The organism is Pseudomonas sp. P4_C4 (genome assembly GCF_056402055.1).
Window position 1 is genome coordinate 1 of sequence record NZ_JBFUID010000001.1, and the last position, 15924, is coordinate 15924.

Sequence of the window (15924 nt, forward strand, 5' to 3'; positions counted from 1 at the left end):
AACTGATCGTGATGGCAGCGGCCAATCCGGTTTCAGCCACAGGGAGGCGATTGGCAGAGTTAAGGGCAGGTGTTGGGGGAATGTTTCTGGATCACCGCCCAAGGCCTTCGAGGCCAAGGACGGTGAAAATTTCAAAAACCCGGTTTCCGGTGGACCGTAAGGCTGCTCCGCTTAAGTGAACAGCATTACGAACCAACCGGGGCTTCTTCATTCTCAGCCTTGCATCAGACTTCGACACCACAACCGATCATCAAAAGATATTGATCGGGTAATCCACGAACACACGCACTTCGTTGCCGCTGACGTTGTACTCGCTCGATTTCTGCGACACGCGCAGGACCGAGCTGCGCAGTTTCACGCTGAGGTCTTTGGCCGGGCCGCTTTGGACGACGTATTTGATCTGGTTGAAGATCTCGCGCTCGGTGCCGCCTTCGCTGGTGGAAGTGGTGATGTTGTCGCCGCGCACGTAGGCCACGTTGTAGCTCAGGCCCGGTACACCGAAGGTGCTGAAGTCCAGGCCGTAGCCCACCTGCCAGCTGCGTTCGTCTTCGGCGTTGAAGTCGGACCAGTAGGAGTTCGCCAGGTAGATGGTGTTGCCACCGTCGCCGACGCGACCCTGGTCTTTCTGGTAGCCGCCGTAGGCGTAGCCCAGGTTGCTGTCGCCGGTGCTGCGCTGATGCGCGAGGGTGAACGAGTGCGGGCCGGTGATGAAGGTGGCCGCCAGGCTCCAGATCTTGTTGTCGTCGCCGGTGATACCGTTTTCGCGAACGTAGGAATCGTCCAGCTTGGTGCGGTAGCCGTTGAAGTCCAGGGTCAGGGACTGATTCTTGTCGATCGGGAACACGTAGTTGGCGTTCACGTATTGTTTCTTCAGCACGTCTTCGACGTCGGAAGCGTACAGCGCGGCCTTGAATTGCTCGGTGAACTGGTAGCTACCGCCCAATACGTTGATCGACTTCAAGCCACCGCTGTCACGGCCTTCAGCGCTTTTACGCGATTCGGCGGTGAAGCGACCGGCGTCCAGTTGCAGGCCTTTGATCTCTTTGGAGGTGATCAAGGTGCCGGTGTAGCTTTCCGGCAGCAGGCGCGAGTTGTCGTAGTTCAGCACCGGCAGGGCCGGCATCTGGTCGCCGTAGGTCAGGGTGGTGCTGGACAGGCGGAACTTGATCGCTGCGCCGCCCTTGGACAGGTCGTCAGCCGGCTGGCCGCTGTCGCCCTTTTTGAAGAAGTCGATGCCTTGCGCGCCGCTACGGTCTTCGCTGCGTTCCAGGTTCAGTGCGTACAGCCCGAAAGCGTCCACACCCACACCCACGGTGCCTTGGGTGAAGCCGGACGAGAACGTGCCGATAGCCGCCTGGCCCCACTCGGATTTATCCGGGTTGCCGTCTTTGAAGTCACGGTTCATGTAGGCGTTGCGCAGCAGCACTTTGAGGCTGCTGTCTTCAACAAAACCCTTGGATTCGGCCTGGTCGTTCGCCGTGGCTTGTGTAGCGCTCAACATCCCCAGGACGATCAGGCTGATTCGCTTGTTCAACATCGTGTTCTTTTCCTTATTTCCGGTTGATACGCGCTGTGTCGAACTCCCGAAACGGCGCTATCGCGCTCTTTTTTCATGACGAAAACAAAAAGGCCCGCCCACGATTTCTCGCGGCGGGCCTTTTTATAATTTTTGATCGTGGCGGTCGGCCACAGGCGTTGGGCCGAATCGTAGCTGCGCCCTCAACGATGTGTCAATTTCATGAATCTTCTAAAAACAGGTGAAAACCGTCTAATAAATGCCTTTACGCGGCAGGAATATTCAATCACTGCAGCCATCGAGGCCACAGGCTGCTATGGAAATGGATGATCCCTGATCGGGTAGCGACTGACTCAACCACTGCGCAAATGCCTGGGGTTTGCCCAGCCATGGCCCGATATCGATCAGGGTGAATTGGTCATTGTGCTCAAGCGCCAGGGTCGGAAAGCCCTGCCCGCCGACCTTGGCCAAAAGAGCCCGGCTCATCCTGATATGGCCTTCGGTGTCAGCCGCCCTGAAGGTTTTTTCGAAGGCTTCGCGGTCCAGCCCCATGCCGTGGGCAAGTTCAAACAGTACCGACTCATCGGCGATGCGACGCCCCTCCACGTAGTGAGCACTTTGCAAACGCCCCAACAACTCCAGCCCGCGACCTCCCATTTGCTCGGCCGCCAGCACCGCAGCGATGGGTGGAGCCGAGTCGAACACAGCGCTGTGATCACGCAGCAATCCTTCGAAATAGGCTTCACCGAACGGCTGCCCGCTGTATTCGGCGATACGCCGGTCATGGGGTATGACGTAACTGCGCAGTTGTGGCGAAACCTTTTGCCGATTGGCCCCCGTCATCATGCCGCCGCCGTGGGCAATCACGGGCAGCACAGCCTGGGCGGCCTGCACCAGCGGTTTGGCGCCGTAGCACCAACCGCACAACGGGTCGTAGATGTAGTGGAGGATCATGGGAAAGCTCCGACAGAAATTCAGGAAAATTCGATGTCGGCAGGTTAGTGCCGCAGCGGTTCCGGAAAAACGCCGGATTGGCTTTCAGTCTGTTGCTTGAATCGGTCGAATGGTTGCGCCACAAAACCCTGTGGGAGTTCGCGATAGCGGTGGGTCGGTCGACATTTACAGTGACTGGCCGGGCGCCATCGCGAGCAAGCTCGCTCCCACAGGGGATTGTGGTGTTTGCATGAATCTGCGCAAAAAAAAAGCGCTGCCATCCCGGCAGCGCTTTTTCTTGTTCAATCCGTTGTTGTTCTTCTTATCCTTCCATTACATCCCACAACGCATCCAGTTCCGCCTCGCTGAATAAACCAGCAGGGTAACGCTCGATCATCGTCCGGCGCGGATCAGCTTCACTGATCTGACGCATTCCATTGGACTTGAACCAGTGCGCCAGGATCTGGAGCGATTCGCTGTTTACTGCCAGGGGATGCAACGCCTTTTCGCCCATAACATTCACTTCGGCGTTCATTTCAGCGCTCTCTCCCGGTTTGTGAGCGGCTAACTTATCCAAGGTTTATGACAGAACATCGAAGTCCTCCCCACCCCGAGTACAACAGCAGGGATACAAGAGCTGTGCCAAGGTTTCTGAAGTGTGGCCAAGCGGATACAAAAAAGCCCGCAGGCCTGTAGGGCCGCGGGCTCCGTGCAACGCTGGTGGCTAATCGACAGCCTGAGGGATTTCGCAATCAACTCAAGCTGTTACGACCTCACTCACTCCTTGTGCGGTGCGGGTTGTTGCTGGGTAAGGCAGTGAATATTCCCGCCCCCCAGTAACAGTTCGCGACCAGGCACCATCACCACTTCATGCTGTGGGAACAGGTTCTGCAAGATTTCCTTTGCCGGGCCATCCTGCGGGTCGTCAAAGCTCGGCGCGATGATGCCGCCGTTGACGATCAGGAAGTTCACGTAGGAACCGGCCAGACGAACCGTCGGGTTACGCTCCTGAGTACCGTCCACTGGATCGACACCGGCGCACTCTTCCTCGGTCGCAAACAGCGGACCCGGGATCGGCATTTTGTGCACCGTGAACGGGCGACCCTTGGCGTCGGTGCTGCTTTGCAGCACTTTCATCGCCGCCTGGCAGCGCGGGTAGTTAGGGTCCTGTGGATCATCGGTCCAGGCCAACAGCACTTCACCCGGACGCACGTAGCAGCAGAAGTTATCCACATGGCCGTCGGTTTCGTCGTTGAACAAGCCATCCGGTAGCCAGATGATTTTATCCACAGCCAGGTTCGCACTCAGGACCGCTTCGACTTCCGCGCGATTCATGTGCGGGTTGCGATTGCGGTTGAGCAGGCATTCTTCGGTGGTGATCAGCGTGCCTTCACCGTCGACGTGAATCGAGCCGCCTTCCAGCACGAAGCCTTCGGTGCGGTAACGCGGGCTGCGCTCGATCTCGAGGATCTTGCCGCCGACCTGCGAGTCGCGGTTCCACGGCGAATACAAGCCGCCGTCAAAGCCGCCCCAGGCATTGAAGTCCCAGTTCACGCCACGGACTTCGCCACTGTTGTTGATGACGAAGGTCGGACCGGAGTCGCGTACCCAGGCGTCGTCGCTGGACATTTCCACCACACGAATATTCGGCACGTCCAGACGGGCACGGGCGTTTTCGTACTGGCCGGCGGAAACCGCCACGGTCACCGGTTCGAAACGGGCGATGGCCTTGGCCACTGCCACATGCGCGGATTGTGCCGGTTTGCCGCCCAGGCGCCAGTTGTCCGGGCGCTCGGGCCAGATCATCCAGGTCTGGGTTTGGGGTGCCCATTCGGCTGGCATGTAGAAGCCGTCGGCGCGAGGGGTGCTGTTCAACGTGGTCATGGCTCAGGACTCCGGAGTGGCATTGATGCCTGACAGAAATGGAAGCGCATTGGTACACGCCGTGGACTGCGCTACTTTATATCCGATAAATATCGGCTTTTAAAGCAACTTACATCCATAGTTACAAAAACAATCGATAAAAAGCCGATATCAATCGAACTACCACAGCAGTGCCCTGTAGGAGTGAGCCTGCTCGCGATTAGGCCATATCAGTCACCATTTTTTTGACCGGAAGACCGCTATCGCGAGCAGGCTCGCTCCTACAGGGGATGTGTTTACAGGCCTTCTTCGAGCACCTTCGACAGCATGTCCACGAAGAAATCCACGCTCTGGCGCGAAGTGACCATCGGCGGCTTGATCTTGAGGATGTTCAGGTAATCGCCGGTCGGCTGCATGAAGATCCCCAGTTCACGCAAGCGATCGCACAGCGCGGTGGTTTCTTCGGTGGCCGGCTCCAGGGTTTCGCGATTGCGGATCAACTCGACGCCCAGGTAGAAACCGGAACCGTGCACCGCGCCCACTAACGGATGAATATCGATCAACGCTTCGAGGCGCTTCTTGAAGTGCCCGCCGACGACCTGGGCGTTTTCCCAGAGTTTTTCCTCTTCCATTACATCCAGCACCGCCATGCCGACCTGGCAACTGACCGGGCTGCCGCCAGCAGAGGAGAAGAAGTAACCCTCGGCCTCCAGCGCTTCGGCGATTTCCCGACGGGTGATGACCGCGCCCAGTGGCTGACCGTTGCCCATGCCCTTGGCCATGGTGATGATATCCGGCACCACGCCCTGTTCTTCAAAGCCCCAGAAGAAATCGCCCATGCGCCCGTAGCCCACCTGCACTTCGTCGGCGATGCACACGCCGCCCCGCGCCCGGACCATGGCATAGACTTGTTTCAAATAGTCCGGTGGCAGCGAGATGCCGCCGGCATTGCCATACACCGGCTCGCAAATGAAACCGGCCAATTGGCGATTCTGCTCGGCGATTTTCGCCAGGTTGTGTTCGACGCTACGCACATAATCCGGCGCGCTGTCGGGGCCACGGAATTCACCGCGATAGGTGTTTGGCGCGGTCACCGGGTGCACCCAGTCCGGGCGACTGCTCAAGGCCTTGGGGTTGTCGGCGATCGAGGTCGACACCGAGTCGGCCCCCACCGTCCAGCCGTGATAAGCCTCCAGCACGCTGAGCATGTCGCGGCCGCCGCTGTAGGCCCACGCCAGTCGAATCGCCAGGTCGTTGGCCTCGCTACCGCTGTTGACCAGGAACACGCGGTCCATGCCGTCAGGGGACAGCTTCAGCAAACGTTCGGAGAACTCGGCCACGGCCGCGTAGTTGAAGCGCGAGTTGGTGTTGAGCAACGACCACTGGCGACTGGCAACCGCCGCCATGCGCGGGTGACCGTGGCCCAATACCGCAACGTTGTTGAGCATGTCGAGGTAGGAACGACCCTGCATGTCAATCAAATGGTTGCGCCAGCCGCGCTCGATGCGCGGCGGGTCGACGTAATAATGTTTTTGCGTACGGGCGAAACTGGCGTCGCGCCGGGCCAGCAACGTCGCTCCGTCGAGCTCAGCTTCGGCGTCACACGCCAGCCCCAGCAACGCTGCCGGTGATGGACACAACGCTTGCCAGGCTGCCGCGCGCGAAGGCGTACAGAACAGCGGCGCATTGATCGACGCGCCACGGCACAACTGCACGATCAATGGCCCGCTGACCGAGCCCAGTACCTGGCCTTTGACCAGTGCTGCGCCGCTGTGCAGCGACGGCGTGACGCCCCAAAGCCGCACACTCAATTGCGGGCCGTCCAGTTGCAGCACGCCCGCCGATGGGTGATGCACTACCCCGGCAAACGGCGCTTCGACCGCCGTGCCCAGAGGCACACGCAACTCGACGTGCAACGGGCAAGTGTCCGGTTCAGCGGCGCTGTCCGGGCGGGTGTGGGACAAGCGGTATTGTCCGTAGCGACTGGCCGCCAGGCCATGTGCCGCAGCGGCTTCATCCAGCAGGCGCTGATCGACACGCTCCTGCTCCCAGTTCCCGGCCTCGAAATGCGGGCTGAGCACACCCAGGTCGATCAGCGCGAACTCACGCCCCACCAGGCTTGGCAACAGCGGCGCGAAGCCTTCGCTGCCGATGGTGGGCAGGTTCTGGCCGACGGCGGTGAGGATCGCCGCTTCCATCAACGCCAATGGTACCGACGTGGCCACACGGAAGATTTCCCATTCATGGACCAGGTTATCGCGGCTGTAGGCATTGCCCGGATCGATGCTGACCTGCTGTTCGCCGCTGAGCACCAACACCGCCGCGCGGGCGACGATCAGCGGCCACAGCGCCAGCAATTCTTCGTGTTGCAACGGATTGACCGCGTGATAGGCCTGTACCGCCGGCAAAATGCAGAGCGGATCGCCCTCGCCATGATGCAGCAGCGCGGCGCAGGTCACCGACAGATCGGTAATGCGCCAGGTGCGCACCAGGTCGCCGAAATCGATCACGCCCTGCAGCTGCCAATGGCGCTGCGCATCGCGCTGCCACACCACGTTGTCGTCGGTGATATCCATGTGAATGGCCTGCACCGGCAGCTTGTCTTGCAGTGGCTGCAAATGCCGCTCGGCTTGCCCGGACGCTTCGACGATCAGTTTGCGCTGGGCCTCATCCTTGATCACCGGCAGCAAATGCGCGATCAGGGCGTGAGCATGGCGGGCGTCCCATTGCAGGGTTCGCACCAGCCCCGGATGGTCGAAATCCGCCAGGGCCAGGTCCATTTCACCGCACAGGCGACCGAAGCCGGACACCACCGTCGGGTTGAAATGGCCGAGGCTCGTCAGCGGCTGGCCTTCGATGTAATCGAGCAGGCGAACGTGGACCGCCTGGCCACCCATGTCCAGAGACAGAAGTTCTGCACCGTTTTTCGCCGGGATAACACGCGGCACATGCACATCGGGGTGCTCCCCCAAGTGCCCGAGCCCGGCGTGCTGTGCTTGAAGCTCAATTACCGAATAGTCGCCACGGCAGATTTTCAGGACGAAACGTCCCTGCTCGCTGTCGACGCGGTAGTTCAGGTCTTGCTGGCTGCCAAGGGCCTGCAACCTGCCGCTGAACCCGTAATGTTCTTCCAGCAGCGCTCGCGCTTGATCCGCAGACACCTGCGGGCTGGGCAAACTGGCGCGATGAATCAACGTGGCGAGCGGCATACAACGACCCCTGAAATTTTATTAGGCGCCTATATCGCCACTGGTTCGGGCGATACGCAACCCCCCGGAAGCGGCATGGGGGCATTTGTGGGAGCGGGCTTTGTTCTGGTACTCGCCTCGGTCGGCGCTTTGCGCAAGAATGGCGGCCATTCAACACACACTGCTGGAGAGCCACCATGAATGTAGTGACCACTGATCTGCCCGGTGTTCTGATCCTCGAACCCAAGGTCTTTGGCGACGAACGTGGTTTCTTCTACGAGAGTTTCAACGCCCGGGCCTTCAAAGAGGCCACCGGACTGGACACTGAATTCGTTCAAGACAATCACTCCCGTTCGCAGAAGGGCGTGCTGCGCGGTCTGCATTACCAACTGGAAAATACCCAGGGAAAACTGGTTCGCGTCACGGTCGGTGAAGTGCTGGACGTCGCCGTAGACATCCGTCGCAGCTCACCGCACTTCGGCAAATGGGTCGCAGTGCGACTGTCTTCCGACAACCATCGTCAGCTCTGGGTCCCGGAAGGTTTCGCCCACGGGTTCGTCGTATTGAGCGAGTTTGCCGAGTTCCTTTACAAAACCACCGATTACTACACGCCCTCCGCCGAGCGCAGCATTCGCTGGGACGACCCGGACCTGGCCATCGACTGGCAACTGCAAGGCACGCCGCAGTTGTCGGCGAAAGATCTGGCCGGGGTATTTTTCAAGGACGCTGACGTCTTTGCCTGAAAGGCCGGCTGAAGCTCGCCTATCAAGATGCACCTGACCCAAGGCGGGCAAGCCTAGGCATAATGCGCCTGTACCCACAGGCGCATGCTGCTCATGAAACCGACTCTCCCTCCCAGACCCCGTTGGCGCAGCCTGGCCCTGCTGGCACTGTGCCTGGCGCCGTTGCTGTGGCCGCTGGAACATCTCGCCGAGCGTTACTACCGTAGCGAGCTGGCCAGTCAGAATCGTCAGACCCTCGATCTCTACGTCGCCAACCTGCTGGGTACCCTGCATCGCTATGAAGTGTTGCCACAGATCCTCGGCGACCTGCCGGCCTTGCGCGCCGTGCTCGGTGCGCCGGACGATGGCGTCACCCAAGGCAACGCCAACCACCTGCTGAAAAATATTGCCACCCAGACCGGCGCCGAAGTCATGTACCTGATGGACGCCAATGGCAAGACCCTGGCCGCCTCCAACTGGGACAAGCACGACAGTTTCGTCGGGCGCAATTTTTCCTTCCGGCCGTATTTCAGCGAAGCCATGGCCGGGCGGCTCGGGCGCTTTTTCGGCCTGGGCACCACCTCCGCCAAGCGCGGTTACTTCTTCGCCGCTGGCGTGCGTGATGGCGATAAAATCGTCGGCGTGCTGGTGGTCAAGGTCGACCTCGACCACACCGAAAGCCTCTGGGGCAAAACCCCGGAACAACTGCTGCTGACCGACCACAATGGCGTGGTCATTCTCACCTCGCGACCGGAGTGGCGATTCCGCTCGACCCGCCCGTTGAACGAGGAAGAAAGCAAAGCCATCACTGCGATCCAGCCCTATCCAACCCGCGATCCAAAACCGCTGAAGCTCAATCCCAATGCCTGGCTGACCCAGACCCAGCAGATCGCCGAAACCGGCTGGGACGTCAGCATCCTCGCCCCGCGCACCTTGATCGACCGTCCGGTGCGCACGGTGGTGGCCATCGGTGGTGCAACCTTGCTGGTGTTGATGTTGCTGCTCGGCCTGATGATGCAGCGCCGCCGCCATTACCTCGAACGCATCGCTTTCGAAGCCAAGGCCCGGCACGAGCTGGAAGGTCGGGTCGCCGAGCGCACCAGCGATCTCGAAGGCCTGAACCGGCGCCTGAAACAGGAAGTGCTGGAGCGCGAACAGGCCCAGCAGGAGCTGGTACGCGCCCAGGATGATCTGGTACAGGCCGGCAAATTGTCGGCACTGGGCACCATGTCGGCGAGCATCAGCCACGAACTCAATCAGCCGCTGGCAGCGATTCGCAGCTACGCGGAAAACGCCGAAGTATTACTCGATCACCAGCGCACCGACGATGCCCGCGGCAACCTCAAGCTGATCAGTGAATTGACCGGCCGCATGGCCTCGATCATCGCCCACTTGCGCGCCTTTGCCCGGCGCGACCGGCATGCYCCGGAAAGCGTCGCCCTGCAACCGGCGCTGGACGATGCCCTGGCCTTGTTGGCCAAGCGTCGACGCAGCATGGAAGTCGAGCTGATCCGTGACTTGCCGGCCGCCACCCTGTGGGTTGAGGCCGGGGAAACCCGCCTGCGCCAGGTACTCGGCAATCTGCTGGCCAACGCCCTGGATGCCCTGACGGAAAAAGGCCCGCCACGTAAACTCTGGCTAAGTGCCCAATCCACGGCCGATGGCGTCAACCTGTACATTCGCGACAACGGCCCCGGCTTTTGCATGGAAGCCCTTGGGCGCGCCAGCGAGCCGTTCTACACCACCAAGACCCGAACCCAGGGCCTCGGTTTGGGGCTGGCGATTTGCGAAACCCTGATGCGCGCCTTCGGCGGTGAACTGTCGTTCGCCAATCACAAGGAGGGCGGCGCCCTGATTACCCTGAAGCTGCGCGCAGGCGCACCGGGCGTGAGCCTGCAACCGTCCGAGGACCGAAGTGCATGACCATCGACAACCGCATTCAGGTCGTGTTGATCGACGACGATCCCCACTTGCGCCAGGCCCTGAGCCAAACGCTGGATCTGGCGGGCCTGAAAATCCTGCCGCTGGCCGAAGCCAAGGGCCTGGCCGCGCAACTGGAGCGCGACTGGCCGGGTGTGGTGGTCAGTGATATCCGCATGCCCGGCATGGACGGTCTCGAACTGCTGACCGAACTGCACGCCCAGGACCCTGAGCTACCGGTGCTGCTGATCACCGGCCACGGCGATGTGCCGCTGGCCGTGCAGGCCATGCGCGCCGGGGCCTATGACTTTCTGGAAAAGCCCTTCGCCAGCGACGCCCTGCTCGACAGTGTGCGCCGGGCGCTGGCCCTGCGTCGGCTGGTGCTGGACAACCGCAGCCTGCGGCTGGCCTTGAGCGACCGCAACGAGCTGAGCGCCCGCCTGGTTGGCCACTCACCTTCGATGCTGCGCCTGCGCGAGCAGATCGGTGCATTGGCAGCGACCAAGGCCGATGTACTGATCCTCGGCGAAACCGGCGCTGGCAAAGAAGTCGTGGCCCGGGCGCTGCACGATTTATCAAGCCGTCGCAACGGTCCGTTCGTGGCGATCAACGCCGGTGCCCTGGCCGAATCAGTGGTCGAAAGCGAGCTGTTCGGCCACGAGCCCGGTGCCTTCACTGGTGCGCAGAAACGTCGCATCGGCAAGTTCGAGTTCGCCAATGGCGGCACGTTGTTCCTCGATGAAATCGAAAGCATGAGCCTGGATGTGCAGGTCAAATTGCTGCGCTTGCTGCAAGAACGGGTAGTCGAACGCCTGGGCGGCAATCAACTGATCCCGCTGGACATCCGCATCATCGCCGCCACCAAGGAAGACCTGCGCCAGGCGGCGGATCAAGGACGTTTCCGTGCCGACTTGTATTACCGCCTGAATGTCGCACCATTGCGGATTCCACCATTGCGCGAACGGGGCGAAGATGCGCTGATGCTGTTTCAGCATTTCGCCGATGAAGCCAGTGCCCGCCACGGCTTGCCGCCCCATGAACTGCAACCGGGACAACGTGCCTTGCTGCTGCGCCACACCTGGCCCGGCAACGTGCGCGAGCTGCAAAATGCGGCCGAGCGTTTTGCCCTCGGGTTGGAACTGGCCCTCGACAACAACACGCCGCAAGGCGGCGCTGGCAACAGGGTCGAAGCCGTCAGCGGCGGTTTGAGCGAGCAAGTGGAGAACTTCGAAAAAACCCTCATCGCCGCCGAACTGGCACGCTCGCACAGCTCCGTGCGCAGCGTCGCCGAAGCCCTCGGCATTCCGCGCAAGACCCTGCATGACAAACTGCGCAAGCACGGTCTGAGTTTCGCCGACAGTGGTGCCTCGGCCCACCCTGACGACCTCGACTGAGCTACCGTCCAATCATCCACTTCAAGCAAGAGGCCCCCTGAATGAGCCGCGACAGTCGACAACTGGAATCAGTCCTCCATCACGACATTCCCCTCACCCGGGACATGGGCCTCAAAGTGCTCGACTGGCATGACCAGCAACTGCGCCTGCACTTGCCACTGGAAGCCAACGTCAACCACAAGAGCACCATGTTCGGCGGCAGCCTGTATTGCGGCGCGGTCCTGGCCGGTTGGGGCTGGCTGCATCTGCGCCTCAAGGAAGAAGGCATTACCGACGGGCACATCGTGATTCAGGAAGGGCAGATCAGCTATCCGCTGCCAGTGACGGGCGATGCCAACGCCATTTGCCAGGCACCGGATCCGGTGATCTGGAAGAAATTCCTGACCACGTTCCAGCGATATAGCCGAGCGCGGTTGACGCTGCATACGCGGGTCGTCAATGAAGGCCATGATGAGGATGCGGTGAGGTTTGTCGGGCAGTACGTGCTGCACCGCTAAACCAGGACGACCGCAAAACCTGTGGGAGCGAGCTTGCTCGCGATGGGGTCGTMAAAGCCAACATTGTAGTTGCCTGACACACTGCCATCGCGAGCAAGCTCGCTCCCACAAAGATTTGCATCAGCGCGTGGGAACGATCTTATGCGCGAGCCAATTCCAGCAGCTTCTCCCGCCAGGCCGCCTTCGCCGGCAAAGCCAGAAAGTATGCGTTCAACAGCGACTCCCGCGCCGGATAGCTGAACGGCTCACCGCTCAACGCCAGCACCTCACCACCCGCGCCCTCCAGCACGCCTTGCGCTGCCGCCGTGTCCCACTGCGAAGTCGGTGCCAGACGCGGATAGCAATCCGCCGCCCCTTCGGCCAGCAGGCAAAACTTCAGCGAACTGCCGATATTGGCCAGTTGCAGCTCGCCAAGGATCGCGCTCAACCCCGCCAGCAAATGCTCCTGCTCCGGGCTCGAATGACGACGGCTGGCCACCACGGTGAACGACTCGCCTGGCGCTAATGCATCACGCACCTTGATCGCCACCGGCGTGCCACCTTTATCGCCGCGCCAGGCACCGAGGCCGGCGCCACCGACATAGAAACGACCGTTGGTCGGCATCGACACCACGCCGAACACCACTCGACCGTTTTCGATCAGGGCGATGTTGACGGTGAACTCTTCGCTGCCGCTGATGAACTCCTTGGTGCCATCCAGCGGATCGACCAGCCACCAGCGCTGCCATCCGGCCCGCACGCTTTGGGGGATGTTGGCGTCCTCTTCGGAGAGCACCGGGATGCTCGGATCAAGTGCCGTCAGCCCGGCCAGAATCAGGTGGTGTGCGGCCAGGTCAGCAGCGGTCACCGGCGAATCATCAGCCTTCGCCGTGACGGCCGTGCCCGTGCGCCAGAACGGCAGGATCGCCTCACCGGCCTGCAAGGCCAGCTCGATGACAGGTGCCATCAACGGATGCGGGAAGTTCATGGCTGGAACGCTCCGCGCTGAGTCAACAGGTCTCGGGCCAGGTACAGCGCCGCCAAGGCACGGCCTTCAGTAAAGTGGGGGTTTTGCGCCAGCGCCGAGAGTTCACGCAGATTGATCTTGTCCACCCGCATCGGCTCGGGCTCGTCGCCTTCCAGACGCTCTTCGTAGAGGTCGGTGGCCAGCACCACCTGAATCTTCTGGCTCATGTAACCGGGGGACAGCGACAGCTCGGTCAGGTGCTCCAGTTGCCGCGCGCCGAAACCAGCCTCTTCCTTGAGTTCGCGCTCGGCTGCTGCCAACACGTCTTCGCCCGGCTCGATCAAACCCTTGGGCAATGACATTTCATATTCATCCGTGCCGCCGCAATACTCCTCGACCAGTACCGCATGCTCGGCATCGAGCATCGCCACGATCATCACCGCGCCGTACCCGGCACCCTTGCCGACCAGGCGTTCATAGGTGCGCTCCACGCCGTTGGAAAAGCGCAACTTCAGCTCTTCCACGCAGAACAATCGACTGGTGGCGACAATTTCGCGGGCGAGTATGGTGGGTTTCTGGCGCATGCAAAGCTCCTTGGCGTGAACGCGCTACTATAACGCGGCTTTCCCGATTGTTTGCGCCAGAAATCTTTCTACTACCCGAGACGTTGCCATGCCTTCATTACCCTGGTCCGACATCGATACCGTTCTGCTGGACATGGACGGCACGCTGCTGGACCTGCATTTCGACAACCACTTCTGGATGGAGCACCTGCCCCAGCGTTACGCCGAACTGCACGGGGTCAGCCGGGCCATGGCCGAGATGGAATTGCAGCCGTTGTTCGAACGCAATGCCGGCCAGTTGCAGTGGTACTGCCTGGACTTCTGGAGCGCCGAACTGAAGCTGTCGGTGCGCGACCTGAAACTGGAAACCGCGCATCTGATCGCCCTGCGCCCGGATGCCGACACCTTTCTGGCGGCGATCAAACGGGCCGGCAAGCGCGTGGTGCTGATCACCAATGCCCATCGGGATGCGCTGTCGTTGAAGCTGGAAAAAATCGAGCTGGCGCCGTACTTCGAGCGCTTGATCAGCTCCCATGACTACGGCTTCCCCAAGGAAAACCCGCAGTTCTGGGATGCGTTGCAAGCCGATATCGATTTCGATCCGGCGCGCAGCCTGTTCATCGACGACACCTTGCCGATCCTGCGCAGTGCGCGGGACTTTGGCGTGGCGCATTTGCTGGCTGTGCGTGAACCGGATAGCCGCAAGGGGCCGAAGGATACGGCGGAGTTTGCAGCGGTCGGGGATTATCGGGATTTGATTGCGGGGCTTTGATTGACCGTAGGAGCTGCCGCAGGCTGCGATCTTTTGATCCTGGCGGTATGAAACAAACGACAGGCCTCGCATTACTCGGGAATCCGCAACGACTGTCCCGGATAGATCTTGTCCGGGTGCGACAACATCGGCTTATTGGCTTCGAAAATCTTGTTGTACTTGTTGGCATCGCCGTACACGCGCTTGGAAATCGCGCTGAGGGTGTCGCCCTTCACCACCGTGACGAATACCGCGGCAGCAACAACAGGCCCGGTCACAGTAATCTGATCATCCACGCTGCCAACCCCGGCGATATTGCCCACTGCCAGCAGGATCTTTTCCTTCTCTTCCTGACTCGCCACTTCACCGGTCACCGTGACCTTGTCGCCATCGACCGTCGCCTGCACATTCGGGTTGCCCAGGCCGACCTTGCTGATGTGTTCCTTCAACTGCTCACTGGCGTTGGCGTTGCCTGGCGTCAGCAAATCCAGCAGTTTTTCGCCTGCTTCCTTCACAAAGCTCAAAAGACTCATGGTGCACTCTCCTTGGGTTTGGGGTTCCAGACGCCAAAGCCTAGACCACGACCGTCACTTGCGAATCCAGCCCGACCAATGACCATGCTTGCGATAGAATCGGCCTCTTCCCGCGCCCAGGAGCGAAGATGGACATCAAGCAGCTGAAATTCCTCATCGCGCTCGACGAAACCCGCCATTTCGGCCAGGCCGCCGCGCGCTGCCACATTACTCAACCGACACTATCGATGCGCCTGCGCAGCCTCGAAGAAGAACTCGACCTGCCGCTGGTCAATCGTGGTCAGCGCTTCGAAGGTTTTACGGCACCGGGCGAACGAGTGCTGGCCTGGGCGCGCACGGTGCTGGCGGCGTACGACGGCTTGTATGCCGAGGCGGCCGCCTGTCGCGGCAATCTGGTCGGCACCTTGCGTCTGGGCGTGGTGCCACTGTCGAGCTTCGATCCGCTGCCGCTGCTTCAACGCCTGCACGGGGAGCATCCGAACCTGCGCTTCGAGCTTTCGGCGCTGAGTTCGGAGCAAATACTCGAACAACTGGCGAACAATCGCCTGGACCTCGGTGTTTCCTACCTGGAGCGCCTGGACACCGAACATTTCGACTCCCTGGCCTTCAGCGAAACCCGCATGGGTCTGCTCTACGACCAACGCTTTTTCAGCTTTGGCGAGGCGCCGCTAAGCTGGGAATCATTGATCGAACTGCCACTGGGCATGCTCACCAGCGGCATGCACTTTCGCCAATCCATCGACCACAACTTCCACAGCCGCGGCCTCACCCCACAGCCGCTGTTGCAAACGGATGCCGTGCATCAACTTTTACAAACTGTGCACGGTGGCTTGTGCTGCGCCGTGATGCCGTTGGACGGAGGTCTGGAAGAGCTGACCGATCATCTGCGCCTGCAACCGATCGAAAACGCCCAGACCGTGGGCCGGCTGGGGCTGATCATGCGTCGCAGCGCGCCACGCTCGGCCTTGGCGGAGGCCTGTTTCGCGATTTATCGACAATCGTTGCCCAGTGCTTGATCGACAGTATCTATCGGTACATCAGTACTAACGATTAGACGTGACAAGTTGTCACGCCTAGTCTTAAAGCTGATCAAACCGT

At 60.7% G+C, this 15924-nt stretch carries 14 protein-coding genes and 1 pseudogene; 7 read left to right on the plus strand and 8 right to left on the minus strand.

Annotation, left to right across the window (positions count from 1 at the left end; genetic code table 11):
• Window positions 1-179 (plus strand): annotated as a pseudogene (locus AC1DXW_RS00005) (IS4 family transposase); the annotation flags it as partial.
• Window positions 180-250: 71 nt separating this feature from the next.
• On the opposite strand, the gene AC1DXW_RS00010 reads toward AC1DXW_RS00005, so the two are convergent.
• From AC1DXW_RS00010 to AC1DXW_RS00030, 5 genes are all read right to left on the minus strand, one after another.
• Window positions 251-1537: an OprD family porin gene (locus AC1DXW_RS00010; protein ID WP_477753834.1), complete on the minus strand. Its 1287-nt coding sequence runs from the start codon at window positions 1535-1537 to the stop codon at window positions 251-253.
• 261 nt (window positions 1538-1798) lie between these two features.
• Complete coding sequence (locus AC1DXW_RS00015; RefSeq protein WP_477753835.1) at window positions 1799-2470, minus strand: DsbA family protein; 672 nt, start codon at window positions 2468-2470, stop codon at window positions 1799-1801.
• Window positions 2471-2771: 301 nt separating this feature from the next.
• Window positions 2772-2984: a hypothetical protein gene (locus AC1DXW_RS00020; protein ID WP_477753836.1), complete on the minus strand. Its 213-nt coding sequence runs from the start codon at window positions 2982-2984 to the stop codon at window positions 2772-2774.
• Between the two features lie 242 nt (window positions 2985-3226).
• Entirely contained in the window at window positions 3227-4333 is a 1107-nt protein-coding gene (aguA, locus tag AC1DXW_RS00025; protein ID WP_477753837.1) for an agmatine deiminase, read from the minus strand.
• Between the two features lie 275 nt (window positions 4334-4608).
• Entirely contained in the window at window positions 4609-7521 is a 2913-nt protein-coding gene (locus AC1DXW_RS00030) for an aminotransferase (protein WP_477753838.1), read from the minus strand.
• Window positions 7522-7697: 176 nt separating this feature from the next.
• On the opposite strand from AC1DXW_RS00030, the gene rfbC reads away from it, so the two are divergent.
• From rfbC to AC1DXW_RS00050, 4 genes are all read left to right on the plus strand, one after another.
• Window positions 7698-8243, plus strand: coding sequence for a dTDP-4-dehydrorhamnose 3,5-epimerase (gene rfbC, locus AC1DXW_RS00035; protein ID WP_477753839.1), 546 nt, complete (start codon window positions 7698-7700; stop codon window positions 8241-8243).
• A gap of 93 nt (window positions 8244-8336) precedes the next feature.
• Window positions 8337-10145 carry a sensor histidine kinase gene (locus AC1DXW_RS00040; protein ID WP_477753840.1) on the plus strand — a complete coding sequence of 603 codons (1809 nt, stop codon included), beginning with the start codon at window positions 8337-8339 and terminating at the stop codon, window positions 10143-10145.
• The gene (locus tag AC1DXW_RS00045; protein WP_477759702.1) at window positions 10142-11536 is read left to right on the plus strand and encodes a sigma-54-dependent transcriptional regulator; all 1395 of its coding nucleotides are present in this window, start codon (window positions 10142-10144) and stop codon (window positions 11534-11536) included. Before AC1DXW_RS00040 ends, AC1DXW_RS00045 begins: the two co-directional genes overlap by 4 nt.
• A gap of 41 nt (window positions 11537-11577) precedes the next feature.
• Window positions 11578-12033 carry a YiiD C-terminal domain-containing protein gene (locus AC1DXW_RS00050; protein ID WP_477753842.1) on the plus strand — a complete coding sequence of 152 codons (456 nt, stop codon included), beginning with the start codon at window positions 11578-11580 and terminating at the stop codon, window positions 12031-12033.
• Between the two features lie 139 nt (window positions 12034-12172).
• Here AC1DXW_RS00050 and cysQ read toward each other — a convergent pair whose 3' ends face one another.
• A complete protein-coding gene (gene cysQ / locus AC1DXW_RS00055) occupies window positions 12173-13000 on the minus strand; it encodes a 3'(2'),5'-bisphosphate nucleotidase CysQ (RefSeq protein WP_477753843.1) in 828 nt (275 codons plus the stop codon).
• On the minus strand, window positions 12997-13563 hold the full coding sequence (gene nudE / locus AC1DXW_RS00060; protein WP_477753844.1) for an ADP compounds hydrolase NudE: 567 nt from the start codon (window positions 13561-13563) through the stop codon (window positions 12997-12999). Before nudE ends, cysQ begins: the two co-directional genes overlap by 4 nt.
• A gap of 88 nt (window positions 13564-13651) precedes the next feature.
• Here nudE and yrfG point away from each other — a divergent pair, with 88 nt between their 5' ends.
• Window positions 13652-14314 carry a GMP/IMP nucleotidase gene (yrfG, locus tag AC1DXW_RS00065; protein WP_150755608.1) on the plus strand — a complete coding sequence of 221 codons (663 nt, stop codon included), beginning with the start codon at window positions 13652-13654 and terminating at the stop codon, window positions 14312-14314.
• Window positions 14315-14385: 71 nt separating this feature from the next.
• Here the strand turns inward: yrfG and lysM are convergent, their stop codons facing one another.
• Complete coding sequence (gene lysM / locus AC1DXW_RS00070; protein WP_046040810.1) at window positions 14386-14826, minus strand: peptidoglycan-binding protein LysM; 441 nt, start codon at window positions 14824-14826, stop codon at window positions 14386-14388.
• Window positions 14827-14954: 128 nt separating this feature from the next.
• Here lysM and AC1DXW_RS00075 point away from each other — a divergent pair, with 128 nt between their 5' ends.
• Window positions 14955-15842 (plus strand): LysR family transcriptional regulator, encoded by an 888-nt coding sequence (locus AC1DXW_RS00075; protein ID WP_477753845.1) that lies wholly within the window; start codon window positions 14955-14957, stop codon window positions 15840-15842.
• The last annotated feature ends 82 nt before the right edge of the window (window positions 15843-15924 follow it).

Excerpts from the sequence above, each read along its gene's own strand:
- AC1DXW_RS00020 (WP_477753836.1), bottom strand. The coding sequence starts at position 2,984 with ATGAACGCCGAAGTGAATGTTATGGGCGAAAAGGCGTTGCATCCCCTG.
- AC1DXW_RS00030 (WP_477753838.1), bottom strand. The coding sequence starts at position 7,521 with ATGCCGCTCGCCACGTTGATTCATCGCGCCAGTTTGCCCAGCCCGCAG.
- AC1DXW_RS00050 (WP_477753842.1), top strand. The coding sequence starts at position 11,578 with ATGAGCCGCGACAGTCGACAACTGGAATCAGTCCTCCATCACGACATT.
- yrfG (WP_150755608.1), top strand. The coding sequence starts at position 13,652 with ATGCCTTCATTACCCTGGTCCGACATCGATACCGTTCTGCTGGACATG.
- nudE (WP_477753844.1), bottom strand. The coding sequence starts at position 13,563 with ATGCGCCAGAAACCCACCATACTCGCCCGCGAAATTGTCGCCACCAGT.
- aguA (WP_477753837.1), bottom strand. The coding sequence starts at position 4,333 with ATGACCACGTTGAACAGCACCCCTCGCGCCGACGGCTTCTACATGCCA.
- AC1DXW_RS00015 (WP_477753835.1), bottom strand. The coding sequence starts at position 2,470 with ATGATCCTCCACTACATCTACGACCCGTTGTGCGGTTGGTGCTACGGC.
- AC1DXW_RS00010 (WP_477753834.1), bottom strand. The coding sequence starts at position 1,537 with ATGTTGAACAAGCGAATCAGCCTGATCGTCCTGGGGATGTTGAGCGCT.
- AC1DXW_RS00045 (WP_477759702.1), top strand. The coding sequence starts at position 10,142 with ATGACCATCGACAACCGCATTCAGGTCGTGTTGATCGACGACGATCCC.
- cysQ (WP_477753843.1), bottom strand. The coding sequence starts at position 13,000 with ATGAACTTCCCGCATCCGTTGATGGCACCTGTCATCGAGCTGGCCTTG.
- rfbC (WP_477753839.1), top strand. The coding sequence starts at position 7,698 with ATGAATGTAGTGACCACTGATCTGCCCGGTGTTCTGATCCTCGAACCC.
- AC1DXW_RS00075 (WP_477753845.1), top strand. The coding sequence starts at position 14,955 with ATGGACATCAAGCAGCTGAAATTCCTCATCGCGCTCGACGAAACCCGC.
- lysM (WP_046040810.1), bottom strand. The coding sequence starts at position 14,826 with ATGAGTCTTTTGAGCTTTGTGAAGGAAGCAGGCGAAAAACTGCTGGAT.